This is a genomic window from Bradyrhizobium tunisiense, from assembly GCF_042263385.1.
Classification (GTDB): Bacteria; Pseudomonadota; Alphaproteobacteria; order Rhizobiales; family Xanthobacteraceae; genus Bradyrhizobium; species Bradyrhizobium tunisiense.
This window is the reverse complement of record NZ_JBHLEV010000004.1, coordinates 618,170-636,242: the sequence shown is the minus strand read 5'-3', so window position 1 is coordinate 636,242 and position 18,073 is coordinate 618,170. Positions and strand designations below refer to the sequence as shown.

General features: G+C 65.4%; 15 protein-coding genes. 9 read left to right on the top strand and 6 right to left on the bottom strand.

The features are described from left to right. Positions 1–89: 89 nt before the first annotated feature. The 3 genes from ACFDR6_RS21725 to ACFDR6_RS21715 form a co-directional block, all read right to left on the bottom strand. Complete coding sequence (locus ACFDR6_RS21725) at positions 90–1,466, bottom strand: ATP-binding protein (protein ID WP_375859437.1); 1,377 nt, start codon at positions 1,464–1,466, stop codon at positions 90–92. Between the two features lie 92 nt (positions 1,467–1,558). Then, the gene (locus ACFDR6_RS21720; RefSeq protein ID WP_063195961.1) at positions 1,559–2,224 is read right to left on the bottom strand and encodes a response regulator transcription factor; all 666 of its coding nucleotides are present in this window, start codon (positions 2,222–2,224) and stop codon (positions 1,559–1,561) included. A 231-nt stretch (positions 2,225–2,455) separates the two neighbouring features. After that, entirely contained in the window at positions 2,456–2,611 is a 156-nt protein-coding gene (locus tag ACFDR6_RS21715) for a hypothetical protein (protein WP_187435894.1), read from the bottom strand. A 235-nt stretch (positions 2,612–2,846) separates the two neighbouring features. Here ACFDR6_RS21715 and ku point away from each other — a divergent pair, with 235 nt between their 5' ends. From ku to ACFDR6_RS21685, 6 genes are all read left to right on the top strand, one after another. After that, positions 2,847–3,842, top strand: a complete 996-nt coding sequence (ku, locus tag ACFDR6_RS21710) for a non-homologous end joining protein Ku (protein ID WP_212081352.1) — start codon at positions 2,847–2,849, stop codon at positions 3,840–3,842. Positions 3,843–3,900: 58 nt separating this feature from the next. Beyond that, a complete protein-coding gene (locus tag ACFDR6_RS21705; protein ID WP_212081351.1) occupies positions 3,901–4,137 on the top strand; it encodes a hypothetical protein in 237 nt (78 codons plus the stop codon). Between the two features lie 287 nt (positions 4,138–4,424). Further along, positions 4,425–4,589: a Flp family type IVb pilin gene (locus ACFDR6_RS21700; RefSeq protein WP_212081350.1), complete on the top strand. Its 165-nt coding sequence runs from the start codon at positions 4,425–4,427 to the stop codon at positions 4,587–4,589. A gap of 146 nt (positions 4,590–4,735) precedes the next feature. Beyond that, positions 4,736–6,277: a thymidine phosphorylase family protein gene (locus tag ACFDR6_RS21695; protein ID WP_317240334.1), complete on the top strand. Its 1,542-nt coding sequence runs from the start codon at positions 4,736–4,738 to the stop codon at positions 6,275–6,277. Continuing rightward, positions 6,274–7,197 (top strand): ribose-phosphate pyrophosphokinase, encoded by a 924-nt coding sequence (locus tag ACFDR6_RS21690; RefSeq protein ID WP_375859436.1) that lies wholly within the window; start codon positions 6,274–6,276, stop codon positions 7,195–7,197. Before ACFDR6_RS21695 ends, ACFDR6_RS21690 begins: the two co-directional genes overlap by 4 nt. Beyond that, entirely contained in the window at positions 7,194–8,789 is a 1,596-nt protein-coding gene (locus ACFDR6_RS21685) for an MBL fold metallo-hydrolase (protein WP_375859435.1), read from the top strand. Before ACFDR6_RS21690 ends, ACFDR6_RS21685 begins: the two co-directional genes overlap by 4 nt. Positions 8,790–9,685: 896 nt before the next feature. Here the strand turns inward: ACFDR6_RS21685 and ACFDR6_RS21680 are convergent. The 3 genes from ACFDR6_RS21680 to ACFDR6_RS21670 are packed head-to-tail and all read right to left on the bottom strand — an operon-like array spanning position 9,686 to position 13,048. Beyond that, the gene (locus tag ACFDR6_RS21680) at positions 9,686–10,318 is read right to left on the bottom strand and encodes a hypothetical protein (RefSeq protein WP_375859434.1); all 633 of its coding nucleotides are present in this window, start codon (positions 10,316–10,318) and stop codon (positions 9,686–9,688) included. A gap of 8 nt (positions 10,319–10,326) precedes the next feature. Then, positions 10,327–12,582: a xanthine dehydrogenase family protein molybdopterin-binding subunit gene (locus ACFDR6_RS21675; RefSeq protein WP_375859433.1), complete on the bottom strand. Its 2,256-nt coding sequence runs from the start codon at positions 12,580–12,582 to the stop codon at positions 10,327–10,329. A gap of 1 nt (position 12,583) precedes the next feature. Next, complete coding sequence (locus ACFDR6_RS21670; RefSeq protein WP_375859432.1) at positions 12,584–13,048, bottom strand: (2Fe-2S)-binding protein; 465 nt, start codon at positions 13,046–13,048, stop codon at positions 12,584–12,586. Between the two features lie 292 nt (positions 13,049–13,340). Between ACFDR6_RS21670 and ACFDR6_RS21665 the strand changes: the two genes are divergently transcribed. The 3 genes from ACFDR6_RS21665 to ACFDR6_RS21655 all read left to right on the top strand — a co-directional run bounded on the left by ACFDR6_RS21665 (position 13,341) and on the right by ACFDR6_RS21655 (position 18,070). After that, positions 13,341–13,676, top strand: coding sequence for a hypothetical protein (locus ACFDR6_RS21665; protein ID WP_212081343.1), 336 nt, complete (start codon positions 13,341–13,343; stop codon positions 13,674–13,676). A 204-nt stretch (positions 13,677–13,880) separates the two neighbouring features. Then, entirely contained in the window at positions 13,881–15,515 is a 1,635-nt protein-coding gene (locus tag ACFDR6_RS21660; protein ID WP_375859431.1) for a thiamine pyrophosphate-requiring protein, read from the top strand. Positions 15,516–15,607: 92 nt separating this feature from the next. Then, positions 15,608–18,070, top strand: a complete 2,463-nt coding sequence (locus ACFDR6_RS21655; RefSeq protein ID WP_375859430.1) for a GAF domain-containing sensor histidine kinase — start codon at positions 15,608–15,610, stop codon at positions 18,068–18,070. Positions 18,071–18,073: the final 3 nt, after the last annotated feature.

Genomic DNA, 18,073 nt, shown 5'->3' with positions numbered 1-18,073 from the left:
TAAGAAGCCGTTTAGGAAGTCGGACGGAATCCGTCCGGTCGGCTTCGGCCGAGCCTTGGCGAAGACGAAAGCCACGTTTGAACAACGGATTACACTCCCGGAAGGACCAGGTCGGCCCGTAGGCCGCCGGTCGGCGCCCCGCCGAGCGAGAGGCTGCCGCCATAAAGCGCGGCAAGGTCGGTCACGATCGACAACCCTAGTCCCGAGCCGGGCTTGGATTCGTCGAGCCGCTGGCCGCGGCGGGAGACCTGGGCGCGCTCGGCCTCCGACAGACCACGGCCGTCGTCGTCGACGATGATCCGCAGGCGCGGACCCGCCCCCGCCTTGTGCGGCGTCTCCACGGTGACCTCGATGAAGACGCGCGAGGCTGCCCATTTGCAGGCATTGTCGACGAGATTGCCGACCATCTCCTCCAGATCCTGGCGCTCACCGCGAAATCTTGCCGACGGATCGGCCTTGGCTTCGAGCACGATGCCGCGGTCGCGATGGATCTTCTCCATGGTCCGCCGCAGCGCCTCGATGGCGGGCGCCACCTCCGTCACGGTCGCGACCACCGAGACCCGCGCTGCGATGCGCGCACGCTCCAGATGGTGGGCGACCTGGTCGCGCATCAAATCCGCCTGCTCCATCACCTTGGCTGCGAAGGGATCGGCGGCATGGGCGCCGGCCTCGTTGACGATGACCGAGAGCGGCGTCTTGATCGCATGGGCGAGGTTGCCGACATGGGTGCGCGCGCGTTCGACGATCTCGCGATTGGCCTCGATGAGGGCGTTGGTCTCGCGCGCCAATGGCGCGATCTCGACCGGGAACTCGCCCTCGAGCCGCTCCGCCCGCCCGGAGCGGATGTCGGCGATGGATTCGGAGATGCGCTTGAGCGGCGCCAGGCCGAAACGGACCTGGAATACGGTCGTCAGCAGCAGCACGATGCCGAGCGCGGTGAAGGTGCCGCCGAGATAGTAGTCGAAGCTGCGCGTCTCGTCGAAAATCTCGGTGTCGTCGCCGGCGACGCTGACCAGATACTTGCCGTCGGCGCCGAGATCGACCGGACGTTCGACCATGCGCAGGTTCTGCCCCTCGGGCCCGTCGACATAGGCGAGGCGAATGCCGGCGGCGGTGAGCTCGGCGCCCTGCTCTTCGAGCTTCGGCAGCTTCTTGTCCCAGAGCGAGCGCGAGGAGCGGACTTCGGGCTTTTCAGTGTCGGTGCGCGTGATCTGCCAGTACCAGCCGGACAGCGGCAACTCGAACAGGGGCTCGCCAAGCGACTGGAACTGACGGTCCGGCGGCTCGTCGGGGGTCGCGACCTCGGCGATGAGGGTCCGGAGATAGAGATTGAGCCGGCGGTCGAAGGCGCGCTCGGTGGCGCTCTTGTAGACCGACGACAGCACCACGCCGGTGACGGCCAGGATCACCACGAGCCAAGCGGTCGCCGACAGGAACAGGCGGTTCGCAAGCGAACTAGCGCGCATCGGAATGATCCCGGGAGGCGCAGGATGGCAGGGCGTCAGAGCTCATGTCCGGACCAAGGCCCCTGTCGGGCTGCCCGTCAAGCCCGAACGCCTCAGGCCGCCGGCGGGGTCAGGAGATAGCCGAGGCCGCGGACGGTCTGGATGATGTCGACGTCGAGCTTCTTGCGGATGCGGCCGACGAAGACTTCGATGGTGTTGGAGTCGCGGTCGAAATCCTGGTCGTAGAGGTGTTCGACCAGCTCGGTGCGCGAGACCACCCGCCCGGAATGGTGCATCAGATAGGCCAGAAGCCGATATTCGTGCGAGGTCATCTTGACCGGATTGCCGGAGACGCTGACCCGGCCGGTCCTTGTGTCGAGGGTCACAGGGCCGCAGCTGAGTTCGCTCTGGGCGTGGCCAGTCGAGCGGCGCAGCAGCGCGCGGATGCGGGCCAGCACTTCCTCGAGGTGGAAGGGTTTGGGGACATAGTCGTCGGCGCCGGCGTCGAAGCCCTGCACCTTGTCGCTCCAGCGGTCGCGGGCGGTGAGGATCAGGACCGGCATGGTGCGGCCGTTGCGGCGCCAGGCCTCCAGCACCGAGATGCCGTCCTTCTTCGGCAGGCCGATGTCGAGCACGACGGCATCATACGGCTCGTTGTCGCCGAGATAATGCCCCTCCTCCCCGTCGAAGGCCCGATCGACGACATAGCCGGCGTCGGTCAGCGCCTTGGTGAGCTGGCGATTGAGATCGGGGTCGTCCTCAACAACGAGCAGGCGCACGCTTCTCTCCAGACATTGGCCACATCAACACCGCACCAGATGAGCAATTCCGGCGTGAACCGAATATGAACGCCGGGAACCGGCCGCATTACTTTTCGGTCATATACGATGTCTTTGCAGCCAACGCGACTGCGCCCGCCCTGCGGCCGGACGAGCCGGCTGCAGGGCGGGCGCAATTGCCGCGTACCGCGGCGCGCGCCGGAAGGTCCGCCCTTCCCGTGAATTCGGCCGTCAGGTCCGGAAGAACACGAACCAGACGACGGCAAGGATCAGGATCGCAAGGCCGGTCGAGATGGCGAGCAGCGCCGCCACCGAAGGCCCAGGCTCGCCCTGACGCGCCTCGGTCGGAGTTTCCACGATCTGACGCTGCTCTCGCGTGGTTGCCATGATGCCCTCAATCTCTGGATGTCGCTTTCGGGTAGCCGCGACCTCCTCGCAGCCATGTTCGAAGCCAACGCGTGATTGGATATGATGTTCCGGCTGTTGCGGTCGGATCGGGCAGCGACAGCTTGGCCCAGCGGCCGGTTAACGCAGTTGGAAGATTCAGCAACCGACCTTGCTTTGATTCGTTGTTCCGCGATGGTATCCTGATCGTCTGTCCCTGTTGCGTTTGGAGTAGCCCATGGCCCCCCGCGCCAATTGGAAGGGTTTTCTGCGTCTGTCGCTCGTGACCTGTCCGGTCGCGCTCTATCCGGCCACTTCGGATACCGAGAAGGTCTCCTTCAACCAGATCAACCGCAAGACCGGCCATCGGATCAAGTACCTCAAGGTCGACGCCGAGACCGGTGACGAGGTGACTTCCGAGGACATCGTCAAGGGCTACAAGGTCGACACCGACACCTATATCGAGGTCACCAAGGACGAGCTCGACGACATCGCGCTCGACTCGACCCACACGATCGACATCGACGAGTTCGTGCCGAAGGCCGACATCGACAACCGCTATCTGATCCGCCCCTATTATCTCGTGCCGGACGGCAAGGTCGGCCACGACGCCTATGCCGTGATCCGCGAGACCATCCGCAGCATGGACAAGGTCGCGATCGGCCGCGTGGTGTTGACCAACCGCGAGCACATCATCGCGCTCGAGCCGCTCGAGAGCGGGCTGATGGGCACGCTGCTGCGCTATCCCTACGAGGTCCGCAGCGAGCAGGAATATTTCGACGACATCCAGGACGTGAAGCTGACGAAGGACATGCTCGACCTCGCCAGGCACATCGTCGAGAAGAAGTCCGGCGCGTTCGAGCCCGAGCTGTTCGAGGATCATTACGAGACCGCCCTGATCGATCTCATCAACAAGAAGCGCAGCGGCATGCCGATCGCGGCCAAGGCCACGCCGAAGAGCGGCGGCAACGTCATCAACTTGATGGACGCGCTGAAGAAGAGCATCGCGAACGAGAAGGACGCTGCGCCTGCGGCGAAGGTCGCCAAGGAGACTGCCAAGGAGACCACCAAGGCCAGGAAGCCGAAGAAGCGCGTCGAGGGCCAGCGCGAGATGCTGCTCCCGATCGCAGGCAAGGGCGGCAAGGACGCTGCGGCGAAGACGGCGAAGGAAGCCCCGAAAAAGGCCGCCGACAAGCCGGTGCGCGCGCCGGCGCGGGCGAAGAAGGCGAGCTGACAGCATCGCAGCCGCAGTCACGCCGTGATGTCACTCCTCGCGGATCAGGCGGCCTGACATGCCCTGGTCGACGGCGTTCGACGATCCCGTTCGCGTGGACAACAAGCGCGAGCTGCTGACGCTTCAGCAGGCCGCGGACTACATCATGCACCTGCCCGAGGACGCCCAGCACGAGGCGCACTGGCAGACCGCGATCGAGACCTTGATCGAGGCGGCCGAGACGGGCGGCGGCTGGGTGATGTTCGCCCGCATCGCCATGCTGCGGGCGATGAACGCGGGTGGCCGGCGCGGCTGAGCGCGATGGCCTGGCAAACAGCCTCAATAATTCGTTAAGCGGCACTCCCCTGCCCGGCACGGAGAGCCCCTTCCGGCGCGCTTCACCACCCCTCACGGCGGTGGGTGGCCGATTTGAATCCATTTGGACGCACCGGTGGAACCTTAATTTAAGGGGTGCCGTCGTATGAGCGGGGGGCGCCCTCGCCCGGGCTTAATTCTTTTGGCGCGCATAAAGACTTATTCGATCTATTTACGAGTCCGATGACGATGCGACCATACGTTGGATCGGATGAACAGGAGTTGGCAATGCGTTTGCTCAAGTCGTTCCTTGCCGATGAGAATGGTGCAACGGCGATCGAGTACGGCCTGATTGCGGCGGGGATCGCGCTGGCGATCGTCACCATCGTGAACAGCACGGGCGGCGCGCTACTCAACAACAAGTTCAACTCGATCGACTCCGCCATGAAGTAACTGGCCGCCCCGGTCGGATGCAGCCATCCGGTATCGGGGACATCACCATGGCGCGCAGGCCTCCCGCAGGCCATGATCTGGGTCAACAGCATCAGGACCGCGACGTCTAAGCATGGAGGCCGGGTTTCCTCCTTGCCGGCCTGTCCATGCATCCAGACCTCCCGCACTCCCAGCTGAAGATCCGCCGCGTCCGGCTCGATACCGGTCGCGAAAACGTCGTCGTCGTCTCCCGGCAGTCGAAAGCGCTGCGCGCCGAGATCTTCCGCGGCTTCAGCCGCGTCGAGCTTCGCCAGGGCGACAAGGTCATGCTGGCGACGTTGCTGATCACGGACGACCACGCGCTGGCTGCCCCGGACGAGATCGGGCTCTCTGAACCGGCGTTCCGGCGCTTCGCGCAAGGCGTCGGCACGCTGGTCACGGTCAGGCCCGCCTCGCCTCCGGAGAGCCTGGAAGCGGTGCGCGCGAAGATCCGCGGGCGAACCTTGAGCCAGGCCGAGATCGGCGCGATCATCGACGATCTCGCACATTATCGCTACTCGGACATGGAGATCGCCGCCTTCCTGATCGGTTCGGCGAGCTTCATCACCAGCGACGAACTGCTCGCCCTGACCGGAGCGATGGCCCAGGCCGGCACGCAATTGGTGTGGCCGACCCCGATCATCGTCGACAAGCATTGCATCGGAGGCATCCCCGGCAATCGCACCTCGATGGTGGTGGTGCCGATCGTCGCCGCCCACGGCCTGCCGATCCCCAAGACGTCCTCGCGCGCCATCACCTCGCCTGCCGGCACCGCCGACACGATGGAGGTGCTGGCGCGGGTGAATATCGGCGTCGAGGAGATGAAGGCGATCGTCTCGGCCTGCAACGGCTGCCTGATCTGGGGCGGCCACGTCAACCTGTCGCCGGCCGACGACGTCCTGATCTCGGTCGAGCGTCCCCTGAGCCTCGATACCCGCGAGCAGATGGTCGCCTCGATCATGTCCAAGAAGATCGCGGCGGGTTCGACGCATCTGCTGATCGACATTCCGGTCGGGCCGACCGCGAAGGTCACCAGCGGCGTCGAGGCCATGCGGCTGCGAAAGCTGTTCGAATTCGTCGGCGACCGCTTCGGCCGCACCGTCGAGGTCATCATGACCGACGGAAGCCAGCCGATCGGCAACGGCATCGGGCCGGTGCTCGAAGCCAATGACGTCATGGCCGTGCTCGGCAACGATCCGGATGCGCCGCGCGATCTGCGCGAGAAATCGCTCCGGCTCGCCGCTCATCTGCTGGAATACGATCCGAAGCTGCGCGGCGGCGCCGGCTATGCGAGAGCGCGCGAATTGCTCGACAGCGGCGCGGCACTGAAGCAGATGCAGAAAATCATCGACGCCCAGGGTCCGTCGACATGCAGCAGCGAGCTGGGGCCGATCAGCTTCGATGTCAAAGCGACGCATGACGGCACCGTGTCCGCGATCGACTGCCTGCGTCTGAACCGCCTCGCCCGCACCGCCGGAGCACCGCTCGACAAGGGCGCCGGCATCCGCCTGTTCAAGAAGATCGGCGATCGTGTCGAGCAGGGCGAGCCGCTCTACCGCGTCCATACTTTCGATCGCACCGAGCAGGATCTGGTTGCCGATGCCGCCGCCGAGGAAACCGGGTATGTCGTCAACGGTCACGAGGCCCTGCAAGGCAAGACCGCGCCGTGAGCACGATCGCGCTCCAGACACTGCCCGGCGGGAGCGATGCGGCGAAACGGCTTGCGGCGCGGCTCGGGCTTTCCTGCAGCGAGATCGCCGTCCATCGCTTTCCGGACGGCGAGCTGCGCGTGGCCGTCGCGCCGCCGACCGACATCGTCCTCCTCTATGCCCCGCTCGATCAACCCAATGACAAGCTGATCGCCCTGCTGTTTGCTGCGGAGGCCCTGCGACGTGGTGGCGCCAAGCGGCTGGTGCTGATCGCGCCCTATCTCTGCTACATGCGGCAGGATGCAGCATTTCATGCGGGCGAGGCGATCAGCCAGCGTGCCATGGGCGGTCTGCTTGCAACGATCGTCGACCGAATCGTCACCGTGGATGCGCACCTGCATCGCACCCCCGACATCGCGTCCGTTTTTCCAGGTATCGAAGCCGAGAACCTGTCCGCCATGCCGGCGATCGCGAACGCACTGGCGAGGGGCGGCGGCATCGATCCCGCGACGATAGTGATCGGACCCGACATGGAGTCCGAGCCCTGGGTGAACGACGTCGCGAGCCGGCTCGGATTGCAGCACACGGTGGCGCGAAAGACGCGGCACGGCGATCGTTCCGTGGCGATCAGTTTCGCCGATCCCGGCCTGCTCGCGGGACGGCCGGCGCTCATGGTGGATGACATCGTCTCCTCCGGGACGACGCTGATGGCCACGGCGAAGGCCCTGACGGCGATGGGCGCGACCGCCGTCGATGCGATCGTGACGCACGCGCTTTTCCCAGCCGGGATGATCGCCGCATTCGCCGAGGCCGGCATCCGGTCGGTGCGCTCGACCGACAGCGTGCCGCATCCGACCAATGCGATCGCGCTCGACGAGATTCTCGCGGCCACCCTGCGGTCCGAACTGCCGACGGCACATCTTCCGGAGACGACGACATGAGCATCACCGTTCGATTTTGCGGCGCCGCCCGCACCGTGACCGGTTCGAGCTATCTGTTTCAGACCGCAGGCGGTCGCTTCCTGGTCGATTGCGGCCTGTTCCAGGGCCAGAAGACGCTGAAGGAGCTCAACTACGGCGCCTTTCCGTTCCGCCCCGCCGATATCGATGCCGTGCTGCTCACGCACGCCCATATCGACCACAGCGGTCTGCTGCCGAAACTCGTGCGCGCGGGATTCGAGGGACCGATCCTGGCGACGCGCGGCACGATCGACCTCTGCTCCTACATGCTGCCCGACGCCGGCAGCATCCAGGAATCGGAAGTCACGCAGCTCAACCGGCGCAACGCCTCGCGCGGTCGCAAGCAAGTCGCGCCGATCTACACGCAGGCCGACGCTATCGCATCGCTGCAATCGTTTCGCGCGGTCGATTATGAAACCTGGACCGACGTGATCCCGGGCGTCCGCGCGCGCTATTGGAACGCGGGCCATCTGCTCGGCTCGGCCTCGATCGAGCTCGAAATCGCCGAGCAGGGTTCGACGCGTCCGCTGCGCGTGCTGCTCTCCGGCGACGTCGGGCCGGAGGCCAAGCTGCTCCAGCCCGATCCCGAAGCGCCGACCGATTTCGACTATGTCATCTCGGAATCGACCTATGGCGACCGGGTGCGCGAGGCCACGACGCCTGCGCTCCGCCGCAAACACCTCGCGGCCGAAGTGCGCGATGCGGCAGCGGCCGGCGGCGCGCTGCTGCTGCCCGCCTTCGCGGTCGAGCGCACCCAGGAACTGATCGTCGACCTCGTCGACCTGATGGAGCATGGCGAGATTCCGACGGCACCGATCTTCCTCGACTCTCCGCTCGCGATCCGCGCCACCGAAGTGTTCCGCCGCCATGCGGAGAGCCTCGACCCCTCCGTCGATGCCAGCCGGCTGCTCAACTCGCCGCATCTCAAATTCACCGAGACAGCGGACGAGAGCAAGGCGATCATGCGTCTGTCCGGATTCCATATCATCATCGCCGCGAGCGGCATGTGCGATGCCGGCCGTATCCGACATCATCTGAAGCGCTGGCTGTGGAACGAGCGCGCGACCGTGCTGCTCGCCGGCTTCCAGGCCAACGGCACGCTCGGCCGCTTCCTCCAGAACGGGGCCAAGGCCGTGCGGATCCAGGGCGACGAGATCAAGGTCGCGGCCCGCATCCGCATGATCGACGAATATTCGGGCCATGCCGACGGCGCCGGCATCGCCGGCTGGATCGCGGCACGGCGGCCGATCGCCCGCGGGTTGTTCCTGGTCCATGGCGAGGAAGCAGCGATCGCGGGCCTCGCCGAACGCGTCGCCGAGCGCATCATTCCGGCGGCGAGGGTCTACCAGCCAATGCTGGACGACATCTACGAACTCGCCGCACCCGAACCGCGCGTGCGCGACGTCGATCATCGCCGGCGGCTCGCGCCGGAGGCCGTGACCCGTCTCGACTGGCACAACGAAATGTCGGAACTCATGCTGGACATCAACGACCGGATTGGGGCCGCCGCCGACGACCGCGCCCGCGGCGTCATCATCCGCAGGCTGCGCCGGGCGTTGCAGGAGACGACGTAGCGGCGCGTTGGCGCCTCTCCAGCCGACGTCATTGGCCATATCGCGCCGCTCTCGTGTCCCGAACGCGCTGTGAGACTGGGCCCCGGCTCTGCGCCGCATCACTTCGTGCTGCGGCGCGTCCTGGGCACGAGACCGCTGTTTGGCGATGGACATGGCTGATCATCCCCGCGGCATGTTTCGCCCGGGCTTTGCGTTCGTCTCGCGCCCTTTGAAAGCAAGGGCGCAGGGAAGGCCGGGCGCCGGCTGGCACCCGAAGTCCCGCGTGTGCTAAAAGAAGCGCACGGGGTGGACCACAGGTGTTGCCGGTCGCCCGGCCTTCCCTGCGCGATGGTTTTCACGGTGTCCTTCGTGCTCTCCTCGGGGAGCGTTGCACTATTGCCCCCGTCGCCTTGCGGATTTCAGATGCGCGCACCGGTTGGCCGCCACATCACCGCAAGCCTTAACGCCAGAACCCCGGGCGTCAGGACCACACGACTTCTCCGTCCGCGCACGTCCTCGCTGGGTTCTCGACGGCTGGCGTGCGCTCGCCGCAAAGACCATTCGAAGACGCTGTCAGCGCCGTGTCGTATCGCGCCTGCCGCTGCTCACGGGTTTCCCCGCCCTGCAGCCACCATTGCGCGCCGACGCCGTCGCGGCCATCGCATCCCGGCCCGCGTCTCGTGACGATCGCGAAACGCCCCTTGTGGCGGGCGGGATGGCGGAGCTTGTACGGCAAAACCGAACTTCTGTAAATTCGAATATTTTGACGTCCGGCCATCGACCCAGCCGTGGTATGTTTTGCCCGTCGGGCAGCACAACGGATGGTAGGTGGATCGGCCAAGCTGCCGTGAAATCCGGCCGCGTCGAATTGCCGTTTTACCCCTGCGACAGCACTTGGCATCCGACGCGCAGGACCGTCAATTCGGACAGGGTTGCCCCGCCGCTCCCCACTTCGCCATATCCTTGACGTGATCCTCGAATGAACCCGGCGGCGTCGACCGGCCCGCGCCGGGCGCCCAGCCGCGCGGAATGAATCCGTTCAGCGAGGCATCGTGCCGCAAATGCTCGACGAGGCCGGCGGCATCGCGTCCGCCATTGCGCTTGGGGTCCTTTATCTGCGCGCAAATCTCAGACCCGCTCTTGCCGAACCAGATGAAGGCCACCGGGGCAAGCTGCCAGTCGATGCCGGCGCGTGGCGGCGCCGGCGCGGGCTCGTTCGCCTGGGTCGAAGTCATGTGACAGGTCGAGCACGGGATCGCCTCCGCGCCGATGCGGCTCTCGCCGCCGTGGATGTTCATGCCGTGCACGCGGGGCTTGGTTTCGCCTGCCGGCGTCCAGATCGGGATGGCCTTGGCATCGACATGGCAATTGGCACAACGTGGATGCGTCACCACTGCTTCGATCCGCTTCCAGGCCTCCAGCCCCTCGACGCGGCTGACGCTGCCCGGCGGCAGCAGGTCTTTGGCGACCTCGTCCTTGGCCGCGACGATGCCGGTGACGGCGGCGATAGTCGAGCCCGCGAGGACGAGCGCAATCAGAGATCCCTTCATGGCCTGCCTCACACGAAATCGATGAACTTGTTGAAGGGCATTTCGCGGATGCGCAGCCCGGTCGCAGCGAAGATCGCGTTGGCGAGCGCGGGCGCGGCCGGCGGAACGGGCGGTTCTCCGACTCCCCTCACCTTGGGCTCGTTCTCGAGCCCGCGAACCTCGATCACCGGGCATTGATAGATGCGCATGGCCTCGTGGTGGTTGTAATTGGTCTGCTGCACCGCGCCCTTCGCGTAAGTGAGCTCGCAGTTGATGGCGTGGCCGAGGCCCCAGACCACCCCGCCCTGTACCTGGTTCTCGAAATTGACGGGATCGATCACCTTGCCGACGTCGACCGCGACCCAGACCTTGTCGATCCTGATGCCCCGGTCGGTTTTGGTGACCTCGACGACTTCGGCGACCGGTGTGCCGAAGGACTCGACCAAGGCAACGCCCCGGCCCCTGCCGTTGCCGAGCGGTCCCTTCCAGTCCGACATCTCCGCGAGCGTCTCCAGCAGCTTGCGGTAGTGTGGCACGGCGCACATCTCGATCCGCGCCTTCATCGGATCGAGCCCCGCCGCATGGATCAATTCGTCGATGAAGCTCTCGGTGAAGAAGCCGGCCGTCGAAGCGCCGACCGACCGCCATGTGGTGCTCGGCGACAGTCCCTGCGCCTCGTAAGTCGTGGCCCGGAAATTCGGGATGTCGTAGGAGACGTTCCAGAGGCCGGCCGCCAATTGCGCGTCGGGATCCTTCGAGGGGGCGCCCGAACGTTCGAGCAGCCCCTTGAGCGGCGCCGTCGAGGCCAGCTGCAAATCGGCCGCGACGATCTTGCCCTTGTCGATGCTGCCTCTGTGCCGAGCGATGGCAATCTGCCGCGGAATGTCCTGGAGGAAATCCTCCTCGCGCGAGAACAACAGCTTGATCGGCGTGCCGCGCATCTGGTTTGCGATCTCGGCAAGCACACGGACGTTCTCGTATTCGAGACGGTGGCCAAAACTCCCGCCGGTCCACTGATTGTGGAAGGTGACCTGTTCCGGCTTCAGGCCGATCGCGGTCGCCGCGACATGTTGCACGAATTGGGGACTCTGGTGTCCGACCCAGATCTCCATCCCCTTCTCGGTGACGAGGCCGATACCGTTGAGCGGCTCGAGCGGCTGATGGGCGACATAGGGCGCGCGATACTCCGCATCGATGCGCGTTCCCGTCTTCAGGCCGGCTTCGACATCGCCGATCGTGCGCCATTCCTTGCCCAGGAACTCCGGCTTGAAAGACGATTCCAGAACCTTCCAGTGGTCCGCCTGCTCTGCGGGATAGGTCGAGGGCGCCCACTCGCAAACGATGGCGTCGGCCGCCTTCATTGCGTACCAGCTGTTCGTCGCGATCGCCGCGACGCCGTTCCTGAGCTCGAGGACCTTCTTGACCCCCGGCATCGCAAGCGCCTTGCGCGCATCGTAGGATTTCAGCGGCTGTCCCTTGTTGGGGTTCAGCTTGACGGAGGCGTACAGCATGCCGTCCATTTTCATGTCGATGCCGAACTTCAGCTCGCCCATCACCTTCGAACGCACGTCGAGGCGCATCATCGGCTTGCCGATCATGCGCCAGGTGGAGGGATCGCGCGTCTGCGCGTCGAGCACCGGGGGGATCTTCGCGGCGTCCGCCGCGAGCTCGACATAGGGAATCTTCTTGCCGTCGGGGAAGATCACGTGCCCGGATCGGGTGCGGATGTCCGCCACCGCGACGCCCGAACGTTTGGCGGCAGCAGCCTTCAACGTTTCGCGCGCAACGGCGCCGGCCTTGCGCAGCTTCTCGTAGGTGTCGGGGATGGTGCTCGAGCCGCCCGTCATCTGCAGGCCGGACTTTCGAAGACCCTCGAGCGCCGCAGCGCGACCCGCTTCGGCCGCGGGGCTCTGATCCGAGGCGAGGAAAGGCGCCAGTTCCTCCTTGAACCCGGTGTTGAAATAGGCGGGACTCGGGCCGGCGAAGCGAACTTCGAACTGGCCGGGATCGAGGTCCATCTCCTCGGCGATCATGATCGGCTGCACCGAGCCGACGCCCTGACCGATGTCGGCATGCTGTGCGATCAGCGTGATCTTGTCAGGGCTGATTTCGACCCAGGGATTGAACGTCACGGAATTAGGCCCCAGGCCGGCGGTCAAGGGATTGTCGCCGGCGGTCGGTGCGGCCGCTTCGGCACCGCTGTAGGAGCCGAAGGCGATTCCGCCCGCCAGCGCGGCGGAGCCGAAGACAAAGGCGCGGCGCGAAAGGTCCTGCATACGACCCATATCACTTCTCCGCCATTTTCTTGGCCGCGGCCGCATGGATCGCCGCGCGGATGCGCGGATAGGTGCCGCAGCGGCAGAGATTTCCCGCCATCACCTGATCGATCTGCTCGTCCGTCGGTTTGGGGATCTTGGTGAGCAGCGTGATCGCCTGCATGATCTGGCCAGTCTGGCAGTAGCCGCATTGCGGAACCTGATGCTCGATCCAGGCCTGCAACACCGGGTGGTGGTCCTTGTTGCCGAGGCCTTCTAGTGTGACGACCGATTTGCCGGCGACCTCGCCGATATGCGACTGACAGGACCGCACCGCCTTGCCGTCGATGTGTACGGTGCAGGCGCCGCATTGCGCGACCCCGCAACCGTATTTTGCGCTGGTGATGCCGAGCTCGTCGCGCAACACCCACAACAAGGGCATCTCGGGAACGACGTCGACACGGTGCTTGGTTCCGTTGACGGTGAGCTCAATCATGTCGGTATGTCCGTTTGCGCATTTCCAACAGAACTGCACGACGGACGCTGAACCGTATTGCCGAATCCTGCGGGATCATGCGCAATCCCTGCGGAACGCCTTGTCGTCGCGATCGGCTTTCACGTCGGTCACGGTCACCGCATCCCGGCCCGCGTCTCGGGTCCGGGCCGGCGACCACTCGTATCCCATTTCCGTCAACTTTGACCGCCATGCGACTGCGCGATAGTCTTCATAGCGCCGCTCGACGCGCGATGCCGTCATTCGATGGACCGGAGCGGCTTGAGGGATGCGGATGAGAAGCGTGACGCTCCTGGCGGTCGGCCTGATGTCGATCGGCGCCTGGACGCAGGACAGCGCGAGGGGACAGGCTTCGGTCGAGCCGCCGGTGTCGCTGGTTCCGCAAACTGCCTCGCCGTCGCGCGCGAACACCGGGAATTCCAGGATTCCGCCGGCGGCCGATTACGACGGCTTCAGCGCCGCGGACGAGACTGACATCCCGAGTCAGGTGACACCTCCTGTGAGATCCCGCGCCCGAGGAGGCTCCGGCTCCTATCCGGATGCAAGCAGCCTCGACCATGAGGACGAGGCGTTGAAGCGCAAACTGACGATCTGCAAGAATTGCAGATAGCCGGCTCCATAGCCCGGATGGCGCAAGGAGAGAGCAACTCACGCCAATGCAGTTTTATCCCGGATGCGCTGCGCTCCATCCGACTATGACAGTTTCGCTGCATAGCTGACTGTCGCCTGCCCACGCTTTACGCTCCCGGCATTTCCTGATCCTCTCTGCCCAAGCAGCCGGACCAACCGGCCAAGCCTCGAGGAGAGAGACGCCATGAAGCTCGGCACCGCCATTGCGGAAATCATGAAGCGCGAGGGGATCGAGATCCTCTGCGGCTATCCCGTCAACCATCTGATCGAGCATGCGGCCAAGGCCGAGATCCGCCCCGTGATGGTGCGGCAGGAGCGCGTCGGCATCCACATGGCGGATGCGATCTCGCGGGTGACGTCGGGCCGCAGCATCGGCGCGTTCTGCATGCAGCATGGGCCGGGCGCCGAGAACGCGATGGGCGGCGTCGCGCAGTGCTTTGGCGAATCCGTGCCGGTGCTGGTGCTGCCGATGGGCTATCAGCGCAGGCTGGCGCATATCGAGCCGAACTTCAATTCCAGCGAGGCGATGAAGCCGTTCGCGAAATCGTCGGAGCCGATCATCCTCGCCGCGGAAGTCGCCAACATCTTCCGCCGCGCCTTCACCAAGCTGAAGAACGGCCGCGGCGGGCCGGTGATCGTCGAGATCCCCTCCGACATGTGGAACGAGGAGGTGCCGGAGCCGCTCGACTACACGCCGGTGCTGCGCACCCGCTACGGCGCCGATCCGGTCCACGTGAAGGAAGCCGCCAGCCTGCTCGTGAATGCAAAACGGCCTGTGATCTATGCGGGCCAGGGCGTGCACTACGCGCAGGCCTGGCCGCAGTTGAAGCGGCTGGCCGAGCGGCTGGCGATCCCCGTCACCACCAGCCTAGGGGGCAAATCATCGTTCCCGGAAACGCACCCGCTCTCGCTCGGCTCGGGTGGGCTTGCGGTGCCGCGCGCGGTGCCGAAGTTTCTGAGCGAGGCCGATGTCGTCTTCGGCATCGGCTGCTCCTTCACCGAGACCAATTTCGGCATCGCGATGCCGAAGGGCAAGACCATCATCCATTCCACACTCGACCCCAATCATCTCAACAAGGACGTGGAAGCCAAGATCGGCCTCGTCGGTGACGCCGGCCTCGTGCTCGACGCGCTGCTCGAGGAGATCGGCAAGACCGTCACCGCGGATCGCGATGCTTCCGCCGTCGCGGCCGAGATCGCGGCCTCGCACAAGGAATGGCTGGCGAAATGGATGCCGAAGCTCACCAGCAACGACGCGCCGCTCAGCCCCTATCGCGTGCTGTGGGATTTGCAGCACACCGTCGACATCGAGAACACCATCATCACCCATGATGCCGGCAGTCCGCGCGACCAGCTCTCGCCGTTCTGGAAGTCGGTCAAACCCCTCACCTATCTCGGCTGGGGCAAGACGACGCAGCTCGGCTACGGCCTTGGGCTGGCCATGGGCGCCAAGCTCGCAAGGCCCGACAAGCTCTGCATCAACGTCTGGGGCGATGCGGCGATTGGCTTCACCGGCATGGATTTCGAGACCGCGGTGCGCGAGCGCATCCCGATCATGTCGATCCTGCTCAATAATTTCTCGATGGCGATCGAACTGAAGGTGATGCCGATCTCGACTGAAAAATATCGCTCGACCGACATCTCCGGCGACTATGCCGCAATGGCGCGCGCCTTTGGCGGCTATGGCGAGCGGGTAACGCGGCCGGAGGACATCATTCCCGCGATCAGGCGCGGCATCCAGAAGACGCAGGAAGGCGTGCCGGTGCTGCTGGAGTTCATCACCAGCAAGGAGACGGAGGTGTCGCGTCCGGGGACGTGAGTCCTCAAGGCTTCCGAGACTGGCTCCCGCCGTGGGGGATGTGATAATCCGGCCCGGTGCCGCGCAGCTCGCGGCATCGAGCTGGATTGCGAATGACTGACCGTCCCAACGATATCGCCGACGAGAACGCCCGGCTGCGCAGCGAGCTCGCGATCGCGCGGGATCGTCAAAACGCTAGCGCCGAGATCCTGCGCAATATCGCGGCCTCGCCCTCCGATGCCCGGCCGGTCTTCGCGGCGATCGCGTCCAGTTCCAAGCGTTTGCTCGACGGCTTCTCCGCCACCGTGCTTCAATTCATCGGCGACGAGCTGCATCTCGTGGCGTTCACGCCGACCAGCCCGGAGGCGGATGACGGGCTCAAAGCCTCGTTCCCGCGCAAGATTGCGGACTTCCCGACCTTTGCCCTGGTGCGTGACGGAAAGACCATCCAGTTTCCGGACAGCGAAGCCGATGACGTCCCGGAGCTAAACCGCGAGCTGGCGCGGCTGCGCGGTTTCCGCAGCGTGCTGTTCATGCCGCTGATGAACCGGGGCACGCCGGTCGGCATGATCAGCGTCACCCGCGCCGAGCCGGGCGCGTTCGCGCCCGATCTCGTGCAGCTGCTGCAGACCTTCGCCGACCAGGCCGTGATCGCGATCGAGAATGCACGGTTGTTCAACGAGACGCGCGAAGCGCTCGAGCGCCAGACCGCCACGGCGGACATTTTGAAAGTGATGGCGGCCTCGCCCTCCGACGTGCAGCCGGTGTTCGACGCCATCGCCGCCAACGCCAACCGGCTGATCGGCGGCTTTTCCACCGCGGTGCTGCGCTATGTCGACGGCGCCGCGCACCTCGCCGCATTCACGCCGACCGATCCGGCCGGCGACCGCGTGCTCCAGGCGTCCTTTCCGGTGCCGTTCGCGCAATTCCCGCCCTGCCAGCTCGTTGCCAATGGTGCCGCCGCGCAGCTGCCCGACACCGAGATCGAGCCCGCGGCGCGCGACATCGCGCGTGCGCGGGGCTATCGCAGCATGCTGTTCACGCCGCTGATGAGCGAGGGTGAGGCCATCGGCATCATCATCGCCACGCGCCGTGCGACGGGCTCGTTCGGCGACCATCACGTGCGGCTGCTGCAGACTTTCGCAGACCAGGCGGTGATCGCGATCAAGAATGTCAGCCTGTTCAACGCAACCAGGGAAGCGCTGGAACGCCAGACCGCGACCGCCGACATCCTCAAGGTGATCGCGGCCTCGCCCGCAGACGTCACCCCGGTGTTCCAGGCGATCTCCGACAGCGCCAAGGCGCTGATCGGCGGGCACTCCTCCACCGTCACCCGCCTCATCGACGGTATGCTGCATCTGGCCGCCTTCACCACCGACAATGAGGCCGGCAACGCCGATCTGCTCGGCTCCTTCCCGGCGCCGCTATCGGCGTCAGGCATTCACAGCCGGGTGGCGGCGAGCGGAGAATATGCCTTCCGCAGCGACATGCAGAACGAACCCGACCTCACCGAGGCCATGAAGGAGCTGGCGCGAACGCGAGGCTATCGCAGCATCCTCGTGGTGCCGATGCTGCGCGACGGCGTTGCGATCGGCACCATTGCCGTGACGCGGCCGGAGCCCGGTCACTTCCCGGACAAGGCGATCAACCTGCTCAAGACCTTCGCCGACCAGGCCGTGATCGCGGTCGAGAACACGCGCCTGTTCAACGAGGTGCAGGACCGCACGCGCGAGCTTGGCCGATCGCTGGACGATCTGCGCGCCGCGCAAGATCGCCTGATCCAGACCGAGAAGCTGGCATCGCTCGGCCAGCTCACCGCCGGCATCGCGCACGAGATCAAGAACCCGCTCAACTTCGTCAACAATTTCGCCTCGCTCTCCGCCGAATTGACCGAGGAGCTGAACGAGCTGCTCGCACCCGTCGCCCTCGCGGACGATATCCGCGGCGAAGTCGACGAGCTCACCGGGCTCCTGAAGGACAATCTCGGAAAGATCGTGCAGCACGGACGGCGCGCCGATTCCATCGTCAAGAACATGCTGCTGCATTCGCGCGAGGGTGGCGGCGAGCACGGGCTGAGCGACATCAACGGGCTGGTGGAAGAGAGCCTCAATCTCGCCTACCACGGCGCCCGGGCCGAGAAGCCGGGATTCGACGTGACGTTGCAGCGAGAGCTCGATCCGGCGGCCGGGCAAGCCGAGGTGTTTCCGCAGGAAATCACCCGGGTGCTGCTGAACCTGATCTCGAACGGCTTTCATGCTGTCACCAAGCGCAAGGCCGACGGCGCCGCCGGTTACGAGCCGGTAGTGACCGCAGCAACCCGCGACCGCGGCGGTAGCGTGGAGATCCGCATCCGCGACAACGGCACGGGCATTGCCGACGAGGTCAGGGAAAAGATGTTCAATCCGTTCTTCACCACCAAGCCGGCCGGCGAAGGCACCGGCCTCGGACTGTCGATGAGCCACGACATCGTGGTGAAGCAGCACGGCGGCGCGATCGACGTCGCGACGGTGCCCGGCAAGTTTACCGAATTCACGATCGTGCTGCCGCGCAAGAGCGGTCTGTCAGACAACAGCTGAGGT

Coding starts and splice junctions, on each gene's coding strand:
- ACFDR6_RS21725 (WP_375859437.1), bottom strand. CDS start 1,466: ATGCGCGCTAGTTCGCTTGCGAACCGCCTGTTCCTGTCGGCGACCGCT.
- ACFDR6_RS21715 (WP_187435894.1), bottom strand. CDS start 2,611: ATGGCAACCACGCGAGAGCAGCGTCAGATCGTGGAAACTCCGACCGAG.
- ku (WP_212081352.1), top strand. CDS start 2,847: ATGGCCCCCCGCGCCAATTGGAAGGGTTTTCTGCGTCTGTCGCTCGTG.
- ACFDR6_RS21705 (WP_212081351.1), top strand. CDS start 3,901: ATGCCCTGGTCGACGGCGTTCGACGATCCCGTTCGCGTGGACAACAAG.
- ACFDR6_RS21700 (WP_212081350.1), top strand. CDS start 4,425: ATGCGTTTGCTCAAGTCGTTCCTTGCCGATGAGAATGGTGCAACGGCG.
- ACFDR6_RS21695 (WP_317240334.1), top strand. CDS start 4,736: ATGCATCCAGACCTCCCGCACTCCCAGCTGAAGATCCGCCGCGTCCGG.
- ACFDR6_RS21685 (WP_375859435.1), top strand. CDS start 7,194: ATGAGCATCACCGTTCGATTTTGCGGCGCCGCCCGCACCGTGACCGGT.
- ACFDR6_RS21680 (WP_375859434.1), bottom strand. CDS start 10,318: ATGAAGGGATCTCTGATTGCGCTCGTCCTCGCGGGCTCGACTATCGCC.
- ACFDR6_RS21675 (WP_375859433.1), bottom strand. CDS start 12,582: ATGGGTCGTATGCAGGACCTTTCGCGCCGCGCCTTTGTCTTCGGCTCC.
- ACFDR6_RS21670 (WP_375859432.1), bottom strand. CDS start 13,048: ATGATTGAGCTCACCGTCAACGGAACCAAGCACCGTGTCGACGTCGTT.
- ACFDR6_RS21665 (WP_212081343.1), top strand. CDS start 13,341: ATGAGAAGCGTGACGCTCCTGGCGGTCGGCCTGATGTCGATCGGCGCC.
- ACFDR6_RS21660 (WP_375859431.1), top strand. CDS start 13,881: ATGAAGCTCGGCACCGCCATTGCGGAAATCATGAAGCGCGAGGGGATC.
- ACFDR6_RS21655 (WP_375859430.1), top strand. CDS start 15,608: ATGACTGACCGTCCCAACGATATCGCCGACGAGAACGCCCGGCTGCGC.